The following is a 17,690-nucleotide window of genomic DNA, read 5'->3' as shown; positions in this document are numbered from 1 at the left end:
GCACATGGCAACGACTTTTGACGATGCAGCAACGGGATCGACAACGGTTCTCCCGGTCGATGGTGCCGCTTCCAACGCACAAGTGCCTGTTCAAGAATCGGCGACGACGAACGAAGCAGCATCTGAAATCACGACTACATCGACGGGCGCTCCCGCATCGGGAGACACGACCACGTCCGCGGTTGCCCAGGCCGACAAATTTCCTGCAACCCAGACAGCATCGACTGCTTCGTCTAACGACGGGCCGTTGCCGGAGGCCACGACGACGCAGGACTCTGCGCCACGCTCGGGCCTGGAGTCGGGCGCGCCGGTGCTCGATCACGTGTTTGTCGGCCTCGACGGCACGCCGATCAATGGGCTCAAATACCGCTTCGAATCCGACGGCGCAATCATTGACGGGGTGACGGATGGCGATGGCAAGGCCGCTCCCGTCAATTCGTTCTCCGCGGGGGCGGACTGCGCGGTTTTGGTATTGACGGACAGTGGCGCTTACAAACAGGTCGCCTGTTACACCGTGCCAACAGCCGACACATCGGCGACGCTGATGAGCGGAAGCATGGTGTTGGAAAGCGAGACGCAGCCACACGCTGGTTCGTCCGACGACGCGGCGCGTGAGCCATCGCCACCCGTCGATGACACGCGTAGCTCGCAATCGCATCCAGCCTATTCGTCTCAAGATGAGTCGACGGCGGGCGGGGCTTCGAGTGCACCAAGTACCACAAACGACAACACCCCGGCCGCTGCGACGTCGGGAAATTCCGAAACGATAAAGGCCACGGACGGGAGGCCGGGTGCGGCGGCGTCCTCGACGCCGCCAGTCGGTTCAGCAAAGCCGTCGACGACTCCCTTGCCGAAGAAAGGCACCACGATCGCTAAAGGGAGTTCCGGGAAACGTGCGCCGTCGACCACTACGACCGCCGCTCGGGACAAACTTGGACATCCGCAAGCGGCACCGACCGAAACATTTACCGACTGGGCAAGCCACAAGGTACATGCGGCATGGCACTTCATCGAAGACATCTTCGGGCTCGACTCGAACCCGGTGGCAGGGACAGTGGTCCGGCCGCAAACACCGGCGTCTGCACAGGGCGGTGCTGCCAACACGAGTAGTGCGCCACGAAATCTCACTGCGGTGCAATCGCTGATCTCCATTGCGGAGGGCCAGACGGAGCACTCGATGCCGTCGTCGGCCACGGTCGTCAATCTGAAGAAGATCGCGGATGGTTCGATTACGTATGGAAGCAAGCCTTCCAAAAAATCGAAGGGGCAATGCTACATGTATGTGAAGATCGCGCTGTGGCGAGGCAACGCGATCAAGTTCATAAAAAACAAGAAAGGAGATTTTGACGCGGCGGGGGGTAGCTATGCGAAGGTGGCGGGAGAATTCTTGATGTCGCAGGGATTCGTGAATGTCACCGATCAGCTTCCGGATGCGAGATGGGCCTTACCCGGCGACGTGATCGTCTACCACGTCAAGGGTGACGCGGAAACGGCTGACGGTCGTGGCCAGCCCGGTCACATTGACATACGCACGTACCACTACTATGTCAGCGACTTCAAACGAAACTATCTTTGCTTCAGTGGAGGCGGGGGTACGCATTTCTATGAGGTGAGCGGGATCTATCGCAAGCCTGGATACTTCGATCCACTTGCCCTTGCGCGCATGAAAGCTTTTTTGAAGATCATCCGGTCACGGGAGGCCAAAGCGTTTTTTTCATTCGGCGATGAAAAGACCTATTTTGCATCGCAAGGCGTCTACAAGATTCAGAACGGGATCAAGGATTTTTCAACCTATCCATCCAATCCCCAAAAAGCGGAAGACCACCAAGGTGCATACCAGATTGCCAGGTCATCATGGAAAAGAGGACACGCTCTGGGCACCGGCGCGTTACCTTCAGACTTCACTCCCCAGACCCAAGACCGCTATGCGGTGTGGTTGATGGAGGGCGAGCCGGGACGTTTTGGCCCGAAACCGGAATGTCTGCCCGCTCCCAGTGCTTTGGGTTATATCCGGCAGGGTGATATCGATCAGGCAGTGAGTCTGCTTCGCAAGCGTCAATGGCCATCGCTTCCTGGTGGAGGGCAAGACCAAGGCTACACGATGACCGATATGAAGGCGGACTTCGACAAGTACCTGAGAGAATACGGAGGCTCCTAGAATTTGATCGGAATACGAAAAACGAAATTTCTATGGGCCATCAAAATCAAATGAAAAGCAGACTTTTAAAAATCGTTGGAACCGCTCTTCTGGTGACGTCAATTTCGGTCTTTTCGGAAACATCGATCCGCGATTACGTTACCTCGAGAAACAACGCGGTCGAAGCCGTTCATGCGAAATACTCCGATCAAGGGAGCGAACGGTTGAGTCGGGCCGCCGATAAAGCGATGCAAGACGTGCGGATCAAATTGCAAAGACTGGTGGGCGCGGTCAATGCGAAAGGCTTTCCGAGAAGCGGCAAGAGCGTTATTGGTTCAAGGTCGGACGACGAGTACGATGGATTGGACGGAGTCGAGGTGAAATCATTCGATGCCAAAACACTACTTTTCGTTACGACTGTGCCGATTATGGAGTCATGGTTGGCGGTTCATCGGAAAGATTTCAAGCATTATTCGACGCTTCGGAAAATGCTGGGGACTGAAGAATTTTACAATGCGACCGCAACGCTCAACGGAGATGCAGCCGTTTATTCCTATGGCGAAATACCGGTGGCTGCACGAGGCGGCGATTCAATCGCGCGGGCGATTGTGTTTGCCGTCGGACAGGATGACCCCGCACCTAGTCCCCCCGACAACCTCGCCGTGACGGTCATGCAGGGCGATCGCATTTTCATTTTCACCGAGAAAGCTACGGTAAAGGGTATGCCGGCGTGTTCTGTGTCGAATCAACAGACATCGATCACCTATGAGCAATGCTTTGCGAAAAAACTGCCCTCCCAAAGCGAGTATCCCAAACTGGTCAATCAGGCGCAGCGATTGGTTGATCTTGTCTCTCCGCAGTTGCAGCGCTGAAGGTACGTATCGATCGTCGTCTGGTTACTTCACTATGTCCTGGCCTATTCCAACGCTGACCTCGGTTTTCTACCCGAAGCCGCTTGAACTTCGAGTATGGGTGCCCGGCCTCTTGGCACTCGCGGTCGGCGCTGCGGGCGCCTTATTGCTGCTGTGGCCTCATGGAAAATCCACGCACGGGCTTCAATTCTGGGGACTGCTCATCGGCGCTCCGCTTGTGTCTTGCGCGATAGCGCTCGGCATTCGGCTGGACCGCTGGGAGCGCGAACAGACGGTTGCGGAAGAACTGGAGCGTGAGCAAGAGCGGATCATGTCTCTTTGGCAATCATGGTGCCGACGCCACGTTTGTGTAACGGCTTCCGTGGCCATCCTACCGATACCTGTTCCAGCTGCTGGGATGAGGGAGCCCGATGCGGAACTCCCAGTGAATAGAGGGCGGGCGAGCGCGTTTCCATGGTCGAAGAACAAAACGCTTAAGCAACGACGCGAGAAGTTGCTCAATCAAATCGCAGAAAAGTTGCAGGTGGCGCTTGCTGGGCGGAAGGAGTTGCGCGTCAAGCTGGTTGTCGCCGACGCACCGGAAGAATCTCTGCTCGGCTGGAAAGCGGATGCGGAGGACGCGCTTTGCAGGGTCGCGCCTGCTTGCAAATTCAAGATTGACACCGAACCGGCAATGGCTTGTGCATCGTTTCTTGCGCAGCAGGTCGACCTTGTCGGTACCGAGCCGCATCTGATCATTACTGCACAAATTTGGCCAGACAGTGCGACCAGGCATACCTTCAGCGAGGGCGCCGCAGCACTCCTGATGGAATCGGCCGACGAGGGGCCGGGCCGTGTCTTGCGTCCGATGATCAGCACGGCCGGCACGCGCGACGCAGACCTGAAGCAACTCGCGCAGATGCAGCTCTCACCCGATCACATCACTCACGCCTGGTTCACCCGATGCGAAGCGGAGTCCGGTGCGATTACGGCGGCGTTCACTACCGACACTAAGGTGAGACCGATCGAGAGATCCTTCGATCACATCGTGGGCGAGCCGGGGCCAGCCACCAGCTGGATTGCGCTTGCCACTGCGTATGAAGCATCGCAGGAAGGGGAACCACACCTCGTCGCCTGGCGTGAGCCGGGCGCCGAGGTGCTGCATCTCTGCATCGTTCGCGGTGCCCAGCCGCAAAAAAGACAAAAGGAAATCTGAGGTGACGTTGAAAAGACGCATATTGGGCCGGTGCCTGCTCGTCATCGCGGCGATCGCGGCCGTGACGGCGTTGATTCTGTACACCGTCGATCTCAAGGATCTGAAGGCGTGGTCCTCCCAAAATCGGCTAGCTATCGTCGGCGCTGGAGTGATGCTGTTGGCAGCGATCGGTGTCACTTTGCAGCGACGCGGGCTCGTGCAGCTCGGTGCGCAGCAGGCGTCCAAAGATCATGGGCTCGAGCCTCCTCCTCCGATCAACCCCGCTGCCGACGCCGGGAAGAAGCAGGTTGAATCGGCCGCCTTGCAGTTGAAGGACCTCCGCTTCCAGATGAAGCAAATCCGATGGTTTCGATGGGCTTATACGCGCCCCTGGCTGCTGTTGACGGGCGACGAGACAACTATTGGCCGCCTGTTGCCCGACCTCAAAGAACGCGGCTGGCTGCTCGCGGATGACGCGGTGCTGCTGTGGGGGCGCACCGGATCGGACGGTCGGCCCGACGAGATGTGGCTGAAGCAGATCCGTCGCTTTCGCCGCGCGCGCCCGCTCGATGCGATCATCCTGATGGTCGACGAATCGACATTGCTGCCCGACGCAGTTCGCGGCACGACAAGTCCATGGGGCCTCCACCTCGCGCGCATCACGCACCTCCTGCGCTGGTCTGCGTCGGTATTCGTCCTCGATCTCGACGGCACCGACACCGTTCACCGTGTGGATACGCCCGTCACCGGTTGTGAAATCCCGCACGCTGCTGATGCGCCTGCAATCGAAACCGCGCTACTCGAATTACGCAATCGATTGGCCCACGTCAGTGTCGGCCAGCTCGCGCACAACCCTGCCGACCGCTACGCATCGGACCTGTCGACCCGGCTCGATACGCGCAGCGGGCCGCTGGCGCGCTGGATCGCGAGCTTGTCCGACTGGCAACGTCGTGCCCAACCGGTTGCCGGTGTGATGTTCGCACCGTGGCCGGCATCCGGAGCGACGACAACGGGCACCGACAGTCTTCACTTTCCGTTGTGGCGCTATCTGACCGATGCAGCCAGGCGTACGCCGGGCCGCCGTACGGCGACGCATCCTCTCACGATGGTCTCGGGAATCGCGCTGGCGGCCGTCGGCTTGTGGGGCGCAGGCATGCTGACCTCCGGCTTGACGAACGCGCGCGGCCTCGCGTTCACGCACGACGTGCTGCGCACGTTCGACGGCGCCAACAATCCGGCGACCCGTCTGCGCGCGTTGCTCGCGCTCCAGCAGCGCATCGAATTTTACGAGGCGCGCACACAGCACCCGACGCTCTTCTCCCGCTTCGGCCTGAATCATGATCAAGACGTGCTGACCGCGTTATGGAAGCCCTATGTGCGCGAAGCGCGCCCGCAACTGCTTGCGCCCGTGCAACAGGACATCGAGGGGCAACTGGTCGATCTTACCCAGATGCCGACCACCCAAGTCGATGACCAGGTCAATCGTCTCGCGCTCGACGGTCACGCCGCACTCAAGACGTACCTCATGCTGGCCGAGCCGACGCGTGCCGATGCCGCGTTCCTGACGCCGCAACTGGTGCGCCATTGGAACGGCGGCATCGGACTGTCTTCGGGCGAAAAACTCGACCAGTCCCAGCGGCTGCTGTCGTTCTACGCGCAGCACCTGAGCGCGCATCCCGATTGGCGTCTCGCACCGCGTGACGAACTCGTTGGCGGCGCTCGCCAGACGCTGCTCGCCGTGATCGGCGTCAAGAACTCGGACGACACGATTTACCAGGGGATCCTCGATTCGGTCGGACACAAATACCCCGATCAGACGCTCGCGTCGCTGACCGCCGGAACCGACACGCGAGGCTTGCTGCGGACCTCGGCGAGCGTCCCCGGTGCGTTTACGCGCCAGGCGTGGGACGGCACGATCGAGGCCGCGATCGATGCATCGGCCAAACGCAACGGCGTGACCGCCGACTGGGTGCTCGGCTCTACCGGTGCCAATCGCAACGCGTCGGCGATGACGCCGGACGCATTGCGCGCCGCGCTGCGCGCGCGGTACTTCACGGATTACGCGGAACATTGGCAAACCTTCATGAACGGCATCGTGTGCGAGCCGGCGCGAACGCTGCCGGCGGCCATCGCGCAGTTGAAGCTGATCGCCGATTCCCGGCAGTCGCCTGTGATCGCACTGATGAAATCGGTCGAATACCAGGGCGGCGCCGGCGCAGTGCGGACCTCGCTGTCCGACACGCTGGTGACCAAAGCGCAGAGCATGCTCGCCAGCAAGGACAATGGGCCGCAGCCGGCCGCGCCCGATCCGGCCGGACCGCTCGGCGTTTCATTCGGCCCCGTGTTGCATCTGATCGCACCGGGTAACGCGGCGACGGCAGGCGCAACGAGCGACCTGAGCCTGCAGCGCTTCACCGAGCGCATCACGATGCTGCGCCTGAAGCTGCAGCAGATCGCCGACAGTCCGGACGCCGACAGCGAAGCCCGGCAGGTCGCGCAGGCGCTGTTTCAGGGCAGGAGTTCGGAACTGGCCGATACGCTCGCCTATGCCCAGCTGGTCGCCGCCAGCCTCGGCGAGCAGTGGACCGGGATGGGCCAGGCGCTGTTCGTGCAGCCCATTGCGCAGGCCACGCAGGCCGTGCTCGAGCCGGCCCAGGCCAGCCTGAACGACGCGTGGCGGCAGACGATCGTCGCGACCTGGAATCGGTCGTTTGCCGGCCGCTATCCGTTCGCGAACACGGCCAACGACGCGTCGCTGCCCGAACTGGCGCGCTTCCTGCGTCCGCGGGGCGGGCTCGTCGGTTCATTCCTGGCGACCCAGCTTGCGGGCGTGCTGACGCTGCAAGGCGATCAATGGGTGCCGGCGTCGAGCGGGTCCGGCGCGAGTCGTGCGGCACGCACGATCGATCCGGCCTTCCTCAACGCGATCAACATGTTGCAGCGGATCGCCGCTCACCTGCTCGCGCAGGGCGAGCCTCGGTATGCGTTCGACCTGAAGCCCGTTCCCACGTCGGGCGTGACCGATACGCGCCTGAGCGTCGACGGTCAGACACTGCACTACTACAACCAGCAGGAAACGTGGCAGACGCTCACGTGGCCGTCGAACGAGCCGCAGAAGGCGGGGACGCGTCTCGAATGGCAGACCGAGCGGGCCGGCACAAACCTGAATCTGGAGTTCGGCGGACGGTGGGCGCTGGTGCGCCTGCTGGAACGGGCCCACGTGAGTCCGGTGGATACGGCCACCTACCAGATTACCTGGCAGGCCGTGCCGCCGGCGCCGCCATCCAGGTCAGCGACCGCGACGACGGACGATCACGATGCATTGACGGCACAGGCGCCGCTGACTCCTGCGCCGGCATCGTTCACGTATCCGCTGACCTATCTGATGCGCACCGACGTAGGCAAGGGGCCGCTCGAGCTGCTGTCGCTGCGCGGGTTCGCATTGCCGTCGCGCATTTTCGTGCCCCGAGCTACGACGCCCCGTGCGGGCGGGTCTGCCTTGCAACCGCCGCCACCGCTGCCGCCGGGCGCACTCGCCGCGGCGCGCCACGCGTCCGTGCCCATCCCGGGCGGGTCGCTGCCCGAATGACACAACAGGACACCGAATGACGAATCCGATCAAGGATAACGAGATCCTGCGCTATTACGAAGCGGAGATGCGCTATCTGCGCGAAGCCGGCCGGGAGTTTGCCCACGCGTTTCCTGATCGGGCGCGCGAGTTGGGGCTGGACCGCGGTGGTGAGCGCGACCCCCACGTTGAGCGGCTGCTTGAAGGCTTCGCGTTCCTGATGGGGCGGCTGCGCCACAAGCTTGACGACGAACTGCCCGAGCTGACCGAAGGGCTCGTCAGCATGCTCTGGCCGCACTACCTGCGCATGATTCCGTCGCTGTCGATCCTCGAACTCACGCCGGACATGGGCGTGCTGCAAAAGCATGAGACGCTCTCGGCCGGGCTCGAGGTGACGTCCGGACCGATCGCGACGGGCACCGGCGAAGGGGCGGCCACGCACGTCGAATGCGTCTACCGCACCACACAACCGATCGACCTGTATCCGCTGACCCTCACCGACGCGGGGGCATGGGCGCGCGAAGACGGTCGTTCCGTGATCCGGCTTCGCTTGGCGATCCAGCAGCAGGCCCAGCGCGAGCGACTGCATGTGCCGCGCCTGCGGCTGTATCTCGACGCGGATCGTCCCGTCGCCCTCGCGCTGCACGCGGCGCTCACGGGGAAACCACTCGCGATGCACGTACGCATACCCGGCTTCCCGGCGGATCGTCCCGGCGCGCCGCAGCAGATGCCGGGCCTGCGGATGGAGGCGGCCGGCTTCGCGGGTGACGAGCGCCTGTGGCCGAAGGCCGACAGCGCGTTCGGCGGCTATCAGTTGCTGCTGGAGTATTTCACGTTCCCCGAGAAGTTCATGTTCGTCGACCTGCTCGGGCTCGACATCCAGGCGCTTCCCGCATCCGCCCCGTACGTCGACGTCGAGATCGTGCTGGCGAAGCCGTGGCAGGACAACATGCGCTTCACCGCGGAGAACGTGCGGCTGTACTGCACGCCGATCATCAACCTGTTTCCCGTCCAGGCCGATCCGGTCAAGGTCACGCAGTTCGAGACCGAATACCGGGTGCGGGCGCGCGAGCAGCATGGGCCGCTGGTCGACATCTACTCGGTCGACGCGGTGCACGGGATCGAGCGCGGCCGACGCTTTGAATATGTGCCGTTCGCAGCATTCCGCCACCACGGCGGCATGCTGCGCCATGCGATGCCGGAGCGGTATTTCCACACGCACGTGCGGCGCGCGCCGTCCGGACGCTTCGATACCTGGGTCGTGCTCGGCGGCCATGCGTGGGAAACCGAGCACGCGTTGCCTCAGGAAACACTGTCGCTGTCGGTCACGGGCACCAACGGCATGCTGCCGCGCAAGGCGTTGCGGGAAGCGAGCATCACGCGCATGCGGGCAGGATTCACGAACATCGCGTCGGTGCGCAACGTGACCGCGCCCACGTTACCGGTTTATCCGCCGACAGCCGATCGCTTCCAGTGGCGGGTGCTCTCGCATCTGGCGCCGAATTACCTGTCGCTGCTCGATGCGGAAATCCTGCGCGGATCGCTGGCCCTGTACGACTGGACCGACGGCGAGCTGAATCGCCGCCGGATCGAGGCGATCGTCGACGTGCGGCACCGGCCGCTGCAAAAGCTCGTGAAGGGTGGGTTGATGCGCGGCGTCGAAATTACCGCGACGGTCGACAGCACGCACTTTGCAGGCGACGGCGATCTCGAATTGTTCGGCGCCATGCTCAACCGGTTTCTGGGCCTGTACGCGACGGTCAACCTGTACACGAAGCTGGTGATCGTGTCGCAGCCGACCGGCCAGCGCCTCGAATGGCCCGATACGAAGGGTGGAGGAGCGCCGTTTTGAACGACTCCGCGAAAGCGCCCGAGCGCAGTCTGACGACTTTGCCGCCGGCCCGGGCGGACCGTACGTTGCTCCCGGCGCTGCTGAATCAGGCGCACCGGATGAATTTCTTTCGTTTCTGCGCGCTGATCGAACTGGCCGCAACGGATGCCGCGCCGCTGGGTACCACCGATTCGCCTGCGACGGATCCGGTTCGCTTCCGGTCCCGTGCGCAGTTGGGATTTCCGGCGCGCGAGATCGATGCGGTCGAATGCGATCCCGACGATCCGGCGAGGCCGCCCGCCGTTCGCACGACATTCCTCGGCCTGTACGGCGTCGATGCCCGCATGCCGGCGTATTTCGTTGACGAGGTTGCGCAGAACCGCGACGGCGCCGAGCCGTTGTCTGCGTTCCTGGACTTGTTTCACCATCGCATTGCCACGCAGTTCTACCGGATCTGGCGCAAATACCGGTATCCGGCCGGCTTCCAGCCGGATGGCTTCGATACCGTCTCGCGCGGCGCGCTCAGTCTCGTCGGACTGGGGTTCCGCTCGCCTGAAACGCGCGCGCCGGACTGGGGGCTGCCGCGCGACGTCGGCGCGCGCGCACTGCTGTCGATGCTGGGACTGGCCGCTCAGAAGACGCGCACCGCGGAAGGGCTCGCCGGCGTGCTGAGCCCCGCGATTCCGGACGCCGCCATTGCGGTCGAGGAGTTTTATCCGGTGTGGCGTACCGTCAGCGACTTCGAACCGGCGGCGCTCGGCGAGCAATGCTTGCTCGGACGCGGGTTCCGCGATCGAGCGAACACACTGCGTATCGTGTTCACGCCGCACACGCGCGACGCAGTCGCGGCGCTCGTGCCGGGACAACCGGCTTACCGCCAGATCACCGCGTTGCTGCGCTTCTACCTCGGCTACGAAAGCGAAGCGCTGCTGGAGATGCAGGTGCACCCGGACCTGATGCCCGAGCCGTTGCTGGCGTCCGGTCAGGCGAAGCTGGGTCTGACCACGCAGCTCGGGTCGCCGCCTGCGGTAGGGCACGGACCCACTCGCGTGACACGGGTGCAGCTGGGCCGCTGGCGCGGCGCGACGGAAGCCGCATAAGCCCGCAGTACGAATCGCTGGCACAACGCGACGCAGAACTCGAAACATGGACAACAATCAGATGAACATTTTAAGGATACCGATTGGACGAAGCCTGGCCGGTGCAGTGGCCACCGTGGTGGTCGTTGCGACCGCCGGCTGCGGCGTCGGGCAAGCCGTGAAGGACAGCACGGTGGGCGCGGCGAAATGGGTCTTCACGACGCAGGTGAAGACGATGAATGTGGACCTCGTCGCCCGGTCGTCGTTGAACGCAAATGCCGCTGGACAGCCTTTGTCGACGGTCGTGAGGCTCTACCAGTTGAAGGACGCGAAAACCTTCGACCAGCTCGACTACACCCGGTTGCAGACCCATGACCTGGACGCGCTCAAGGCCGATCTGCTCGCCACCAAGGATGTGGTGCTTCGCCCCGGTGCGAATGCCAGCGTGAGCGAACCGATGCACCCGGATGCGCAGGTGGTGGGTGTCGTGGCGTTCTTCCGCGAGCCGGGTGAGCGTGCGGTCTGGAAGCTGGCCGTGCCGAAAAAGCAATGGAAGCAGACCGATCCGGTCAAGGTCGAAGTGCGCGACAACACGCTTGTGCTGGTCGACGCGAAGGACCGGCCGATCGTGCGATCGGCGCCGCAGCAGAGCGCGCCGGCGCCGAAGCCGAAAGCGTCGGTGCAGCCCGGTACGCAGGATGAGGGTTGAGCAATTACGCTATTCGATCTTGAGCGGCGCAACGAGATGCGGTGTATCGGGCTACCGAATGATCCTGGATCGGCCGGATAGCAGATGACTGGGCTTGGAAAAATCGGAGGTAGCGGGAAATGCACAAAATGATGGCGCTGAAAGGCAATGCAACGACAACGGGCGGTCACGTGCTCGATGGTGACGAGTCCGATCTGGACCACGGACAACCCTATGCTTATCACATGGGCCGAGCGTCCTGCGGCCGTTGCGGCCAGACCGGGTCGATTTTCGGTACGGCGAAAACGTGGGGTGTAGGCAATACACACGGTGTACTCGACGGCGACATCGTCATGTGCGCATGTCCGCCCGGCGAAAATCGCGTCATTGCCCGGTCGACGTCGTACTACGGCGAATAGCCTGGCGGCCGGGAGTCTCACTTAGTCATATGCGGCCCCGGTAGGCATGGGTGCACCAAACGCCATCGAAACCGATCTGCATCAGCCCCCCGAAGTTCAACGCTTACCCGCCCACCCCGCACAGATCGCCCGCTTCACGCACTTGAACGATTTTCGATCCGCGTGAAAAAAATACAACCGGCGCCGGCCCCAACGCGCAACCCTCGCCCACGCACCAACTAACTCCGCCGCTTGATCTGCGCCCGCACCTTTTTTAGTATGAAGTAATCGAGGCATGCGCGTACGCACCCGTTCCGTCGCAAAGGAGACACATGCAGTCGAGGCCGGCGGCTCCCATAACCATCGTCGTGATCGGCATCGCGGTTGCCTGCGTGCTCATGGGCCTGTGCGTGCTGCAACTGTTCCAGAGCCGCACCGACGCGCTCGAGCGGGCAAGCGAAACGTCGCGCAACCTCGGCCTGATCGTCGAGCGCGACATCCAACGCAACTTCGAGCTCTACGACCTGTCGCTGCAGGCCGTCATCGACGGCCTGAAGCGTCCCGACGTGATGAATGCGCCGCCGAGCGTGCGCCGCGCAGTGCTGTTCGACAACGCGATGACCGCGCGCTTTCTCGGCTCGATGCTGGTGCTCGATGCCGACGGTAACATCGTCCTCGATTCGGCTACCGACGTGCCGCGCCGCGGCAATTTTGCCGATCGCAAGTACTTCACCGTCCACCGCGACCATCCGGATGTCGGGCTCTATGTCAGCGATCCGTTCGCGTCGCGGCTGCGCGGCGGCGCGCTGAGCATCGGCCTCACGCGGCGGATCTCGAATCCGGACGGCTCGTTTGCCGGCGTCGTCCTCATCGCACTGAACCTCGAATACTTCCACCAGCTGTTTGCCGGCCTGTCGCTCGGACAGCACGGCTCGATGTCGCTGATCCGCGACGACGGCGTCATGGTGATGCGTCAGCCATACGATGCGCAAACCATCGGCCGCGACGTCAGCCGCGGGGCAACCTTCGGGCGCTTCCAGGCCGCGCGCGACGGCGTGTTCTCGGAAAAATCGTCGCTCGACGGCGTGCGCCGTCTGTACTACTTCAGGCATCTGCCGAAGCTGCCGCTGATCGTGATGGTCGCCGAAGCGGAGCAGGACATCTACGCGGCGTGGCGGCACCGCGCCGCGACGATCGGCGCGCTGGTCGCAACGTTCGGTGCGGCGTTCATCGCGGTGTCGGTGATGCTCGGCGCGCAGCTGCGGCATCGGATGCGCGCGGAATCGGAACTCGTGCTGCTCGCGCGCACCGACGGTCTCACCGGCCTCGGCAATCGCCGCAGCTTCGCGGAAGTCCTGGAGCGCGAATGGCGTCGCGCACGGCGCGCGCGCTCGGTGTTCTCGCTGTTGTTCGTCGACGTCGACCGTTTCAAGGCCTATAACGACACCTATGGTCATCAGGCCGGCGACGACGCGCTCGCGGCGGTGGCGCGCTGCATCGGCGACAACATTCGCCGGCCGGTCGACAGCGCAGCCCGCTACGGCGGCGAGGAGTTCGTCGTGCTGTTGCCCGACACGCCCGAGCCGGGCGCCGCGCGGATCGCCGAGCGCATTCGCGCGGCAATCGACGAGCTGGCGCTCGAACACGTCGGCAGCGAGCATGGGCACGTGACCGCAAGCATCGGCCTGGCCAGCTGGACGCCCGAGCGCGATGAGGAAGCCGACAACATGATCAAGGCCGCGGATCGGGCGCTATACCGCGCGAATGCGACCGGGCGAAACAAGGTTGCGGCGTTCCGGCCGTCGACATGACGCTGCGCGACAGTGGGCTACAGTGAGCGTCAACCGCCTTGACCCAAGGGCGAACACGAGGATCAGACGATGCAACTTCACACCGGCAACCTGTTCAGTCCCGAAGCAAGCCGCGGCAGCGACGAGCAGGTCGACGTGCTGGTTCACGGCGCGCGCGTCGATATCGAGCGAATCGTATCGATGGGTCACGCGAGTCCCGCGGGGTTCTGGTACGACGATCCGCGCGCCGAATGGGTGGCGTTGCTGTCCGGCGCGGCGGTGCTCGAGTTCGAAGCCGATGGGTCGCGGCTCGAGATGCGCGCCGGCGACTACCTGCTGATCGAACCGCACTGTCGTCATCGGGTCGCATGGACGCATCCGGACGAGCCGTCCGTATGGCTCGCCGTCTATCACGAACGCTGACGCGCAGGTCTGCCGCAAGCGATCGGCCCGTGACTGCACCCACCGGTGCCAGCGCCGATGCCGGGCGGCCCGCGCAAGATCCCGCGTCCTTACCTCACGCATTCGAGCACGTATCTCAGCCCCTGGCCGAGCAGCCCGCGCCACACGTCCCACGTATGGCCGCCGTCGACGATGCGCAGCTCGGCCGGGTTCTGCGCGCGGCGCAGCTGCGTATACAGCACGCTCGATTCGGCCTGGATCGACAGGTCGTCGTCGCCGACGGCGATGAACATCGGCACGCGCCAGTTCCGCGCGAAGTAGCCGCGCAGCAGCGCCGGGTAATTCAGCTCGTGCCAGACGCGCGAGTCGAACTGCTTGTCGCCGAACACGCCCACATAGCGTGCCGCCGAGTTCAGCGGCGGCTCGTTCGCATAGATGGCCGGGCTCAGCAGCATCGCGCCGCAGAACAGGCCCGGCTCGAGCAGCGTGAAGCGCAGCGCGCCGAAGCCCCCCATCGACACGCCGCCGATCGCGCGGCCCGCGCGCTGGTTCGACACCGCGAAATGCGCCTCGACGTCCGGCAGCAGGTCGTTGAGGAACGCGCTCTGCATCCGCTCCTTGCGGTCGACGTACCAGTCGGTGCCGCCTTGCGGCATCACGATCACGACCGGCGGGATGTCGTGCCGCTCGATCAGCGAGTCCGCGGTGACCTGCAGCCGGCCCTGCGTGATCCAGTCGTTCGCGTTGCCCGCATTGCCGTGCAGCAGGTACAGCACCGGGTAGCGCGCGCCTTCCGGGTTGTAGCGGGGCGGCAGGTAGACCGTGTACGACCAGTCGCGCTGCAGCGACGCCGAACGGAACGTGCGCATCACGACGCTGCCGTCGTCGTTGATCGGGGCGGCCTGGGCCGCCTGGGCGGAAGGGGTGGCTTCGGCGGAGTCGGCGAAGCCGATGGTCAGCGCGGCGGCAAGCAGGAGGAGAAATCGGCGCATGTCGAGCGGGTTCAGGAGTGTCGCCGCCTATCGTAGCAGCGGCGGATGACGGCCGTGCGGAGGTTTAGCGCCGCGCGCGGAACGGCAGCCGCGACGTCAGCGGCGCGTAGAGCTTGGCGACGAGATACAGCAGGCCCATCGCGACGACGTCGGCGGTCAGCCCGAGCGGCACGTCGAGGTAGCCGTCGGTCGCCTGGTACAGCAGCGAATCGACCGCGAGCGAGATGGCGGTGCCGGCGACGAAGCTCAGCAGGCCCTGGCGGCCGATCGTGCCGATCCACGGCATCGCGTGCGCGACCTTCTTCATCCAGCCGAGGTGCACGAGCTTGGCCGCGAGCCACGCGATCGCGAGGAAGTTCACGAGCCGCAGCGCGCCGAGGTTCTGCTTGATCGACGGATCGGTCGGGAACGGCTCGATGCGCAGCCGGTAATAGGCGCCCGCGGCGACGATCGCGAGCGACGCGGCCGTCAGCAGCCAGCCCTGCGGTTTCGGCGCGAGCGTCTGGTAGACCGGCTGGCAGCGCGAGATCACGCCGAGCACGAACAGGAACTGCCACGCGAACGGATTGAAGTCCCACGGCGTGCCTTCGACGGTCGGCAGGTAGCCGGCGGCGTGCGGCGCGGCGAACCACAGCGACGTGCTGAACGCGAGCAGCAGCCACGGCTGGGTGCGCGCGAGCGGCAGCGCGAGCGGGGCGAGCAGCGCGAAGAACGCATACATCGGCAGCACCGACGCCAGGTACGGCTGGCGCCGGAACAGCAGGATGTCGCGCAGCGCGGCGAGCGGCTTCTGGATCAGCCCGTCGAGATCGTTGGTCGGCATGTTCGGGCCGTCGATCGCCAGCGCGCTCAGCGCGGCGGTGATCAGCAGCATCAGGCCGGCCGTGACGAGGAACGCGCGATAGATCTCGAACGCGCGCCGGATGAAGCGCTGGCGCGCGGCGGCCTCGTCGTGGCGCTCGGCGAGCGAGTTGTACGCGATCGCGGTCGCGAAGCCGCCGAGGAACACGAAGACCTCGGCGGCATCGCACAGCGCGTACGCGTGCAGCGTGACGCGCGACAGGATGCTGCCGCCGATGTGGTCGATGACGATGACGAGCAGGACGAGTCCGCGGAAGAAATCGAGTTCGGCGTAGCGGCCGGGCTTGGCGGGGCGGCGCTCATCGGCCCGGCTCCCGGCGTCCGCCGCGTGCGCGGCAGGCACACGCCGCGCATGAATCGGGGTCAAGCATGAATTCGTGAGGAAATGTGACAAACAGATGCGCATTGTGCCATCGATGCGACATTTTTCGGGTTTACGCGAATGGCATAGTCGCCGCCCGCGGCCCGCAAGGCTTGCCCGGCAATCGGCACAATGGGGCCAGTTGGAAGGGCGCAACGCTTGCCGAAGGGGAGCCGCTCCCCGGTAGACGATTGGTTTCCGACGTGACACCATTTTGGACATTGCGCGGCGTGCCACTCCGCGCCGCCCGCCGAGCGGGCCATACAAGACTCACGCCGGAGCGCCTCGAGGGTGCGCCCGGCCATCCGGTTCTGGAGATTCGCCATGAAGAAGCACGTCATTTCCGCCGCCGCGCTCGCCGCCTTTGCCGCCTTCACTGCCTTCACTGCGCCGGCGTTCGCGCAGAACAGCGTGACGCTGTACGGCCTGATCGACGAGGGCTTCAACTATACGAACAATGTCCGCGTGAACGGCGTCGGCAAGACCAACTACCAGCTCGCGAGCGGCTATGCGCAGGGCAGCCGCTGGGGGCTGCGCGGCTCGGAAGACCTGGGCGGCGGGCTGAAGGCGGTCTTCGTGCTGGAAAGCGGCTTCGACGTGAACAACGGCCGGCTCGGCCAGGGCGGCCGCATGTTCGGCCGCCAGGCGTACGTCGGCCTGTCCGAGTCGCGCTTCGGCACGCTGACGTTCGGCCGCCAGTACGATGCGCTCGTCGACTATCTCGCGCCGCTGACCGCGAACGGCAACTGGGGCGGCACGCTGTTCTCGCATCCGTTCGACAACGACAACACCGACAACTCGTTCCGCGTCAACAACACGGTGAAGTACGCGAGCCCGGACTGGAACGGGCTGCAGGTCGGCGGCACCTACAGCTTCAGCAACAGCACCGGCTTCTCGACCAACCGCCAGTACAGCATCGGCGCGCAGTATTCGCTGGCCGGCCTGCAGGTCGCCGCGGCCTACCTGCAGGCGAACAGCCCGGGCAACGGCAATGCGGGCGCGATCGCGGCCGACGACGCGAACTTCGTCGCCGACCGCCTGCGCATCTTCGGCGGCGGCATCAACTACACGTTCGGCCCGGCGACCGTCGGCTTCGTCTACACGAAGACCGACGTGAAGAACCCGGTGTCGACCGTCTATCTGCCGACGGCGACGTTCTCGGGCCTTGGCCTGACCGCGACCAAGTTCCAGAACTTCGAGATCAACGGCAAGTACCAGCTGACGTCTGATTTCTTCGTCGGCGCGCAGTACGTGTACACGGACGGCAAGTTCGACGCCGCGACCGGCTCGATCAAGCCGAAGTACCACACCGTGGGCCTGATGGCCGACTACAGCCTGTCGAAGCGCACCGACGTGTATCTGCAGGGCGCGTGGCAGAAGGTCGCCGGCGACCGGACCGGCACGGCCGCCGACGGCGGCTACGTGGTCGGCACCGACGGCCCGTCGTCGTCGCCGAACCAGTTCGCCGTGCGCGCGGCGATTCGCCACAAGTTCTGAGCGGGCAGCGCAGTGCAGCGCCGGCCGCCGCTGCGCCCGC

13 protein-coding genes are annotated in these 17,690 nt (G+C 64.4%); 11 read left to right on the top strand and 2 right to left on the bottom strand.

Features of this window, described 5'->3' with window-relative positions; all coding sequences use genetic code 11:
• The first annotated feature begins 4 nt into the window (after positions 1 to 4).
• The 10 genes from WJ35_RS25565 to WJ35_RS25525 all read left to right on the top strand — a co-directional run bounded on the left by WJ35_RS25565 (position 5) and on the right by WJ35_RS25525 (position 13,960).
• The gene (locus tag WJ35_RS25565; RefSeq protein WP_011881741.1) at positions 5 to 2,158 is read left to right on the top strand and encodes a hypothetical protein; all 2,154 of its coding nucleotides are present in this window, start codon (positions 5 to 7) and stop codon (positions 2,156 to 2,158) included.
• 32 nt (positions 2,159 to 2,190) lie between these two features.
• Positions 2,191 to 3,009, top strand: coding sequence for a hypothetical protein (locus WJ35_RS31625; RefSeq protein WP_124260072.1), 819 nt, complete (start codon positions 2,191 to 2,193; stop codon positions 3,007 to 3,009).
• A gap of 34 nt (positions 3,010 to 3,043) precedes the next feature.
• Positions 3,044 to 4,204, top strand: coding sequence for a hypothetical protein (locus tag WJ35_RS25555; protein ID WP_011881744.1), 1,161 nt, complete (start codon positions 3,044 to 3,046; stop codon positions 4,202 to 4,204).
• 1 nt (position 4,205) lies between these two features.
• A complete protein-coding gene (locus WJ35_RS25550; RefSeq protein ID WP_069240296.1) occupies positions 4,206 to 7,772 on the top strand; it encodes an ImcF-related family protein in 3,567 nt (1,188 codons plus the stop codon).
• A gap of 16 nt (positions 7,773 to 7,788) precedes the next feature.
• On the top strand, positions 7,789 to 9,603 hold the full coding sequence (gene tssF / locus WJ35_RS25545; protein ID WP_060235350.1) for a type VI secretion system baseplate subunit TssF: 1,815 nt from the start codon (positions 7,789 to 7,791) through the stop codon (positions 9,601 to 9,603).
• 98 nt (positions 9,604 to 9,701) lie between these two features.
• Positions 9,702 to 10,682, top strand: coding sequence for a type VI secretion system baseplate subunit TssG (gene tssG, locus WJ35_RS25540; protein WP_069240634.1), 981 nt, complete (start codon positions 9,702 to 9,704; stop codon positions 10,680 to 10,682).
• Between the two features lie 46 nt (positions 10,683 to 10,728).
• Positions 10,729 to 11,370 (top strand): type VI secretion system lipoprotein TssJ, encoded by a 642-nt coding sequence (gene tssJ, locus WJ35_RS25535; protein WP_069240295.1) that lies wholly within the window; start codon positions 10,729 to 10,731, stop codon positions 11,368 to 11,370.
• 128 nt (positions 11,371 to 11,498) lie between these two features.
• A complete protein-coding gene (locus tag WJ35_RS30755; RefSeq protein WP_224056530.1) occupies positions 11,499 to 11,768 on the top strand; it encodes a PAAR domain-containing protein in 270 nt (89 codons plus the stop codon).
• A gap of 311 nt (positions 11,769 to 12,079) precedes the next feature.
• On the top strand, positions 12,080 to 13,558 hold the full coding sequence (locus tag WJ35_RS25530; RefSeq protein ID WP_069240294.1) for a sensor domain-containing diguanylate cyclase: 1,479 nt from the start codon (positions 12,080 to 12,082) through the stop codon (positions 13,556 to 13,558).
• A gap of 69 nt (positions 13,559 to 13,627) precedes the next feature.
• On the top strand, positions 13,628 to 13,960 hold the full coding sequence (locus tag WJ35_RS25525; RefSeq protein WP_069240293.1) for a cupin domain-containing protein: 333 nt from the start codon (positions 13,628 to 13,630) through the stop codon (positions 13,958 to 13,960).
• Positions 13,961 to 14,049: 89 nt separating this feature from the next.
• Here WJ35_RS25525 and WJ35_RS25520 read toward each other — a convergent pair whose 3' ends face one another.
• Together WJ35_RS25520 and WJ35_RS25515 are read right to left on the bottom strand one after the other, a co-directional pair.
• Positions 14,050 to 14,931: an alpha/beta hydrolase gene (locus WJ35_RS25520; RefSeq protein ID WP_069240292.1), complete on the bottom strand. Its 882-nt coding sequence runs from the start codon at positions 14,929 to 14,931 to the stop codon at positions 14,050 to 14,052.
• 64 nt (positions 14,932 to 14,995) lie between these two features.
• The gene (locus WJ35_RS25515; protein WP_069240291.1) at positions 14,996 to 16,135 is read right to left on the bottom strand and encodes an OpgC domain-containing protein; all 1,140 of its coding nucleotides are present in this window, start codon (positions 16,133 to 16,135) and stop codon (positions 14,996 to 14,998) included.
• Between the two features lie 342 nt (positions 16,136 to 16,477).
• On the opposite strand from WJ35_RS25515, the gene WJ35_RS25510 reads away from it, so the two are divergent.
• Positions 16,478 to 17,650: a porin gene (locus WJ35_RS25510; protein ID WP_069240290.1), complete on the top strand. Its 1,173-nt coding sequence runs from the start codon at positions 16,478 to 16,480 to the stop codon at positions 17,648 to 17,650.
• Positions 17,651 to 17,690: the final 40 nt, after the last annotated feature.

Source organism: Burkholderia ubonensis, assembly GCF_001718695.1.
Taxonomy (GTDB): Bacteria; Pseudomonadota; Gammaproteobacteria; order Burkholderiales; family Burkholderiaceae; genus Burkholderia; species Burkholderia ubonensis_B.
Note: the sequence above shows the minus strand (reverse complement) of the source record. Positions and strands in the feature narration are given on the sequence as shown.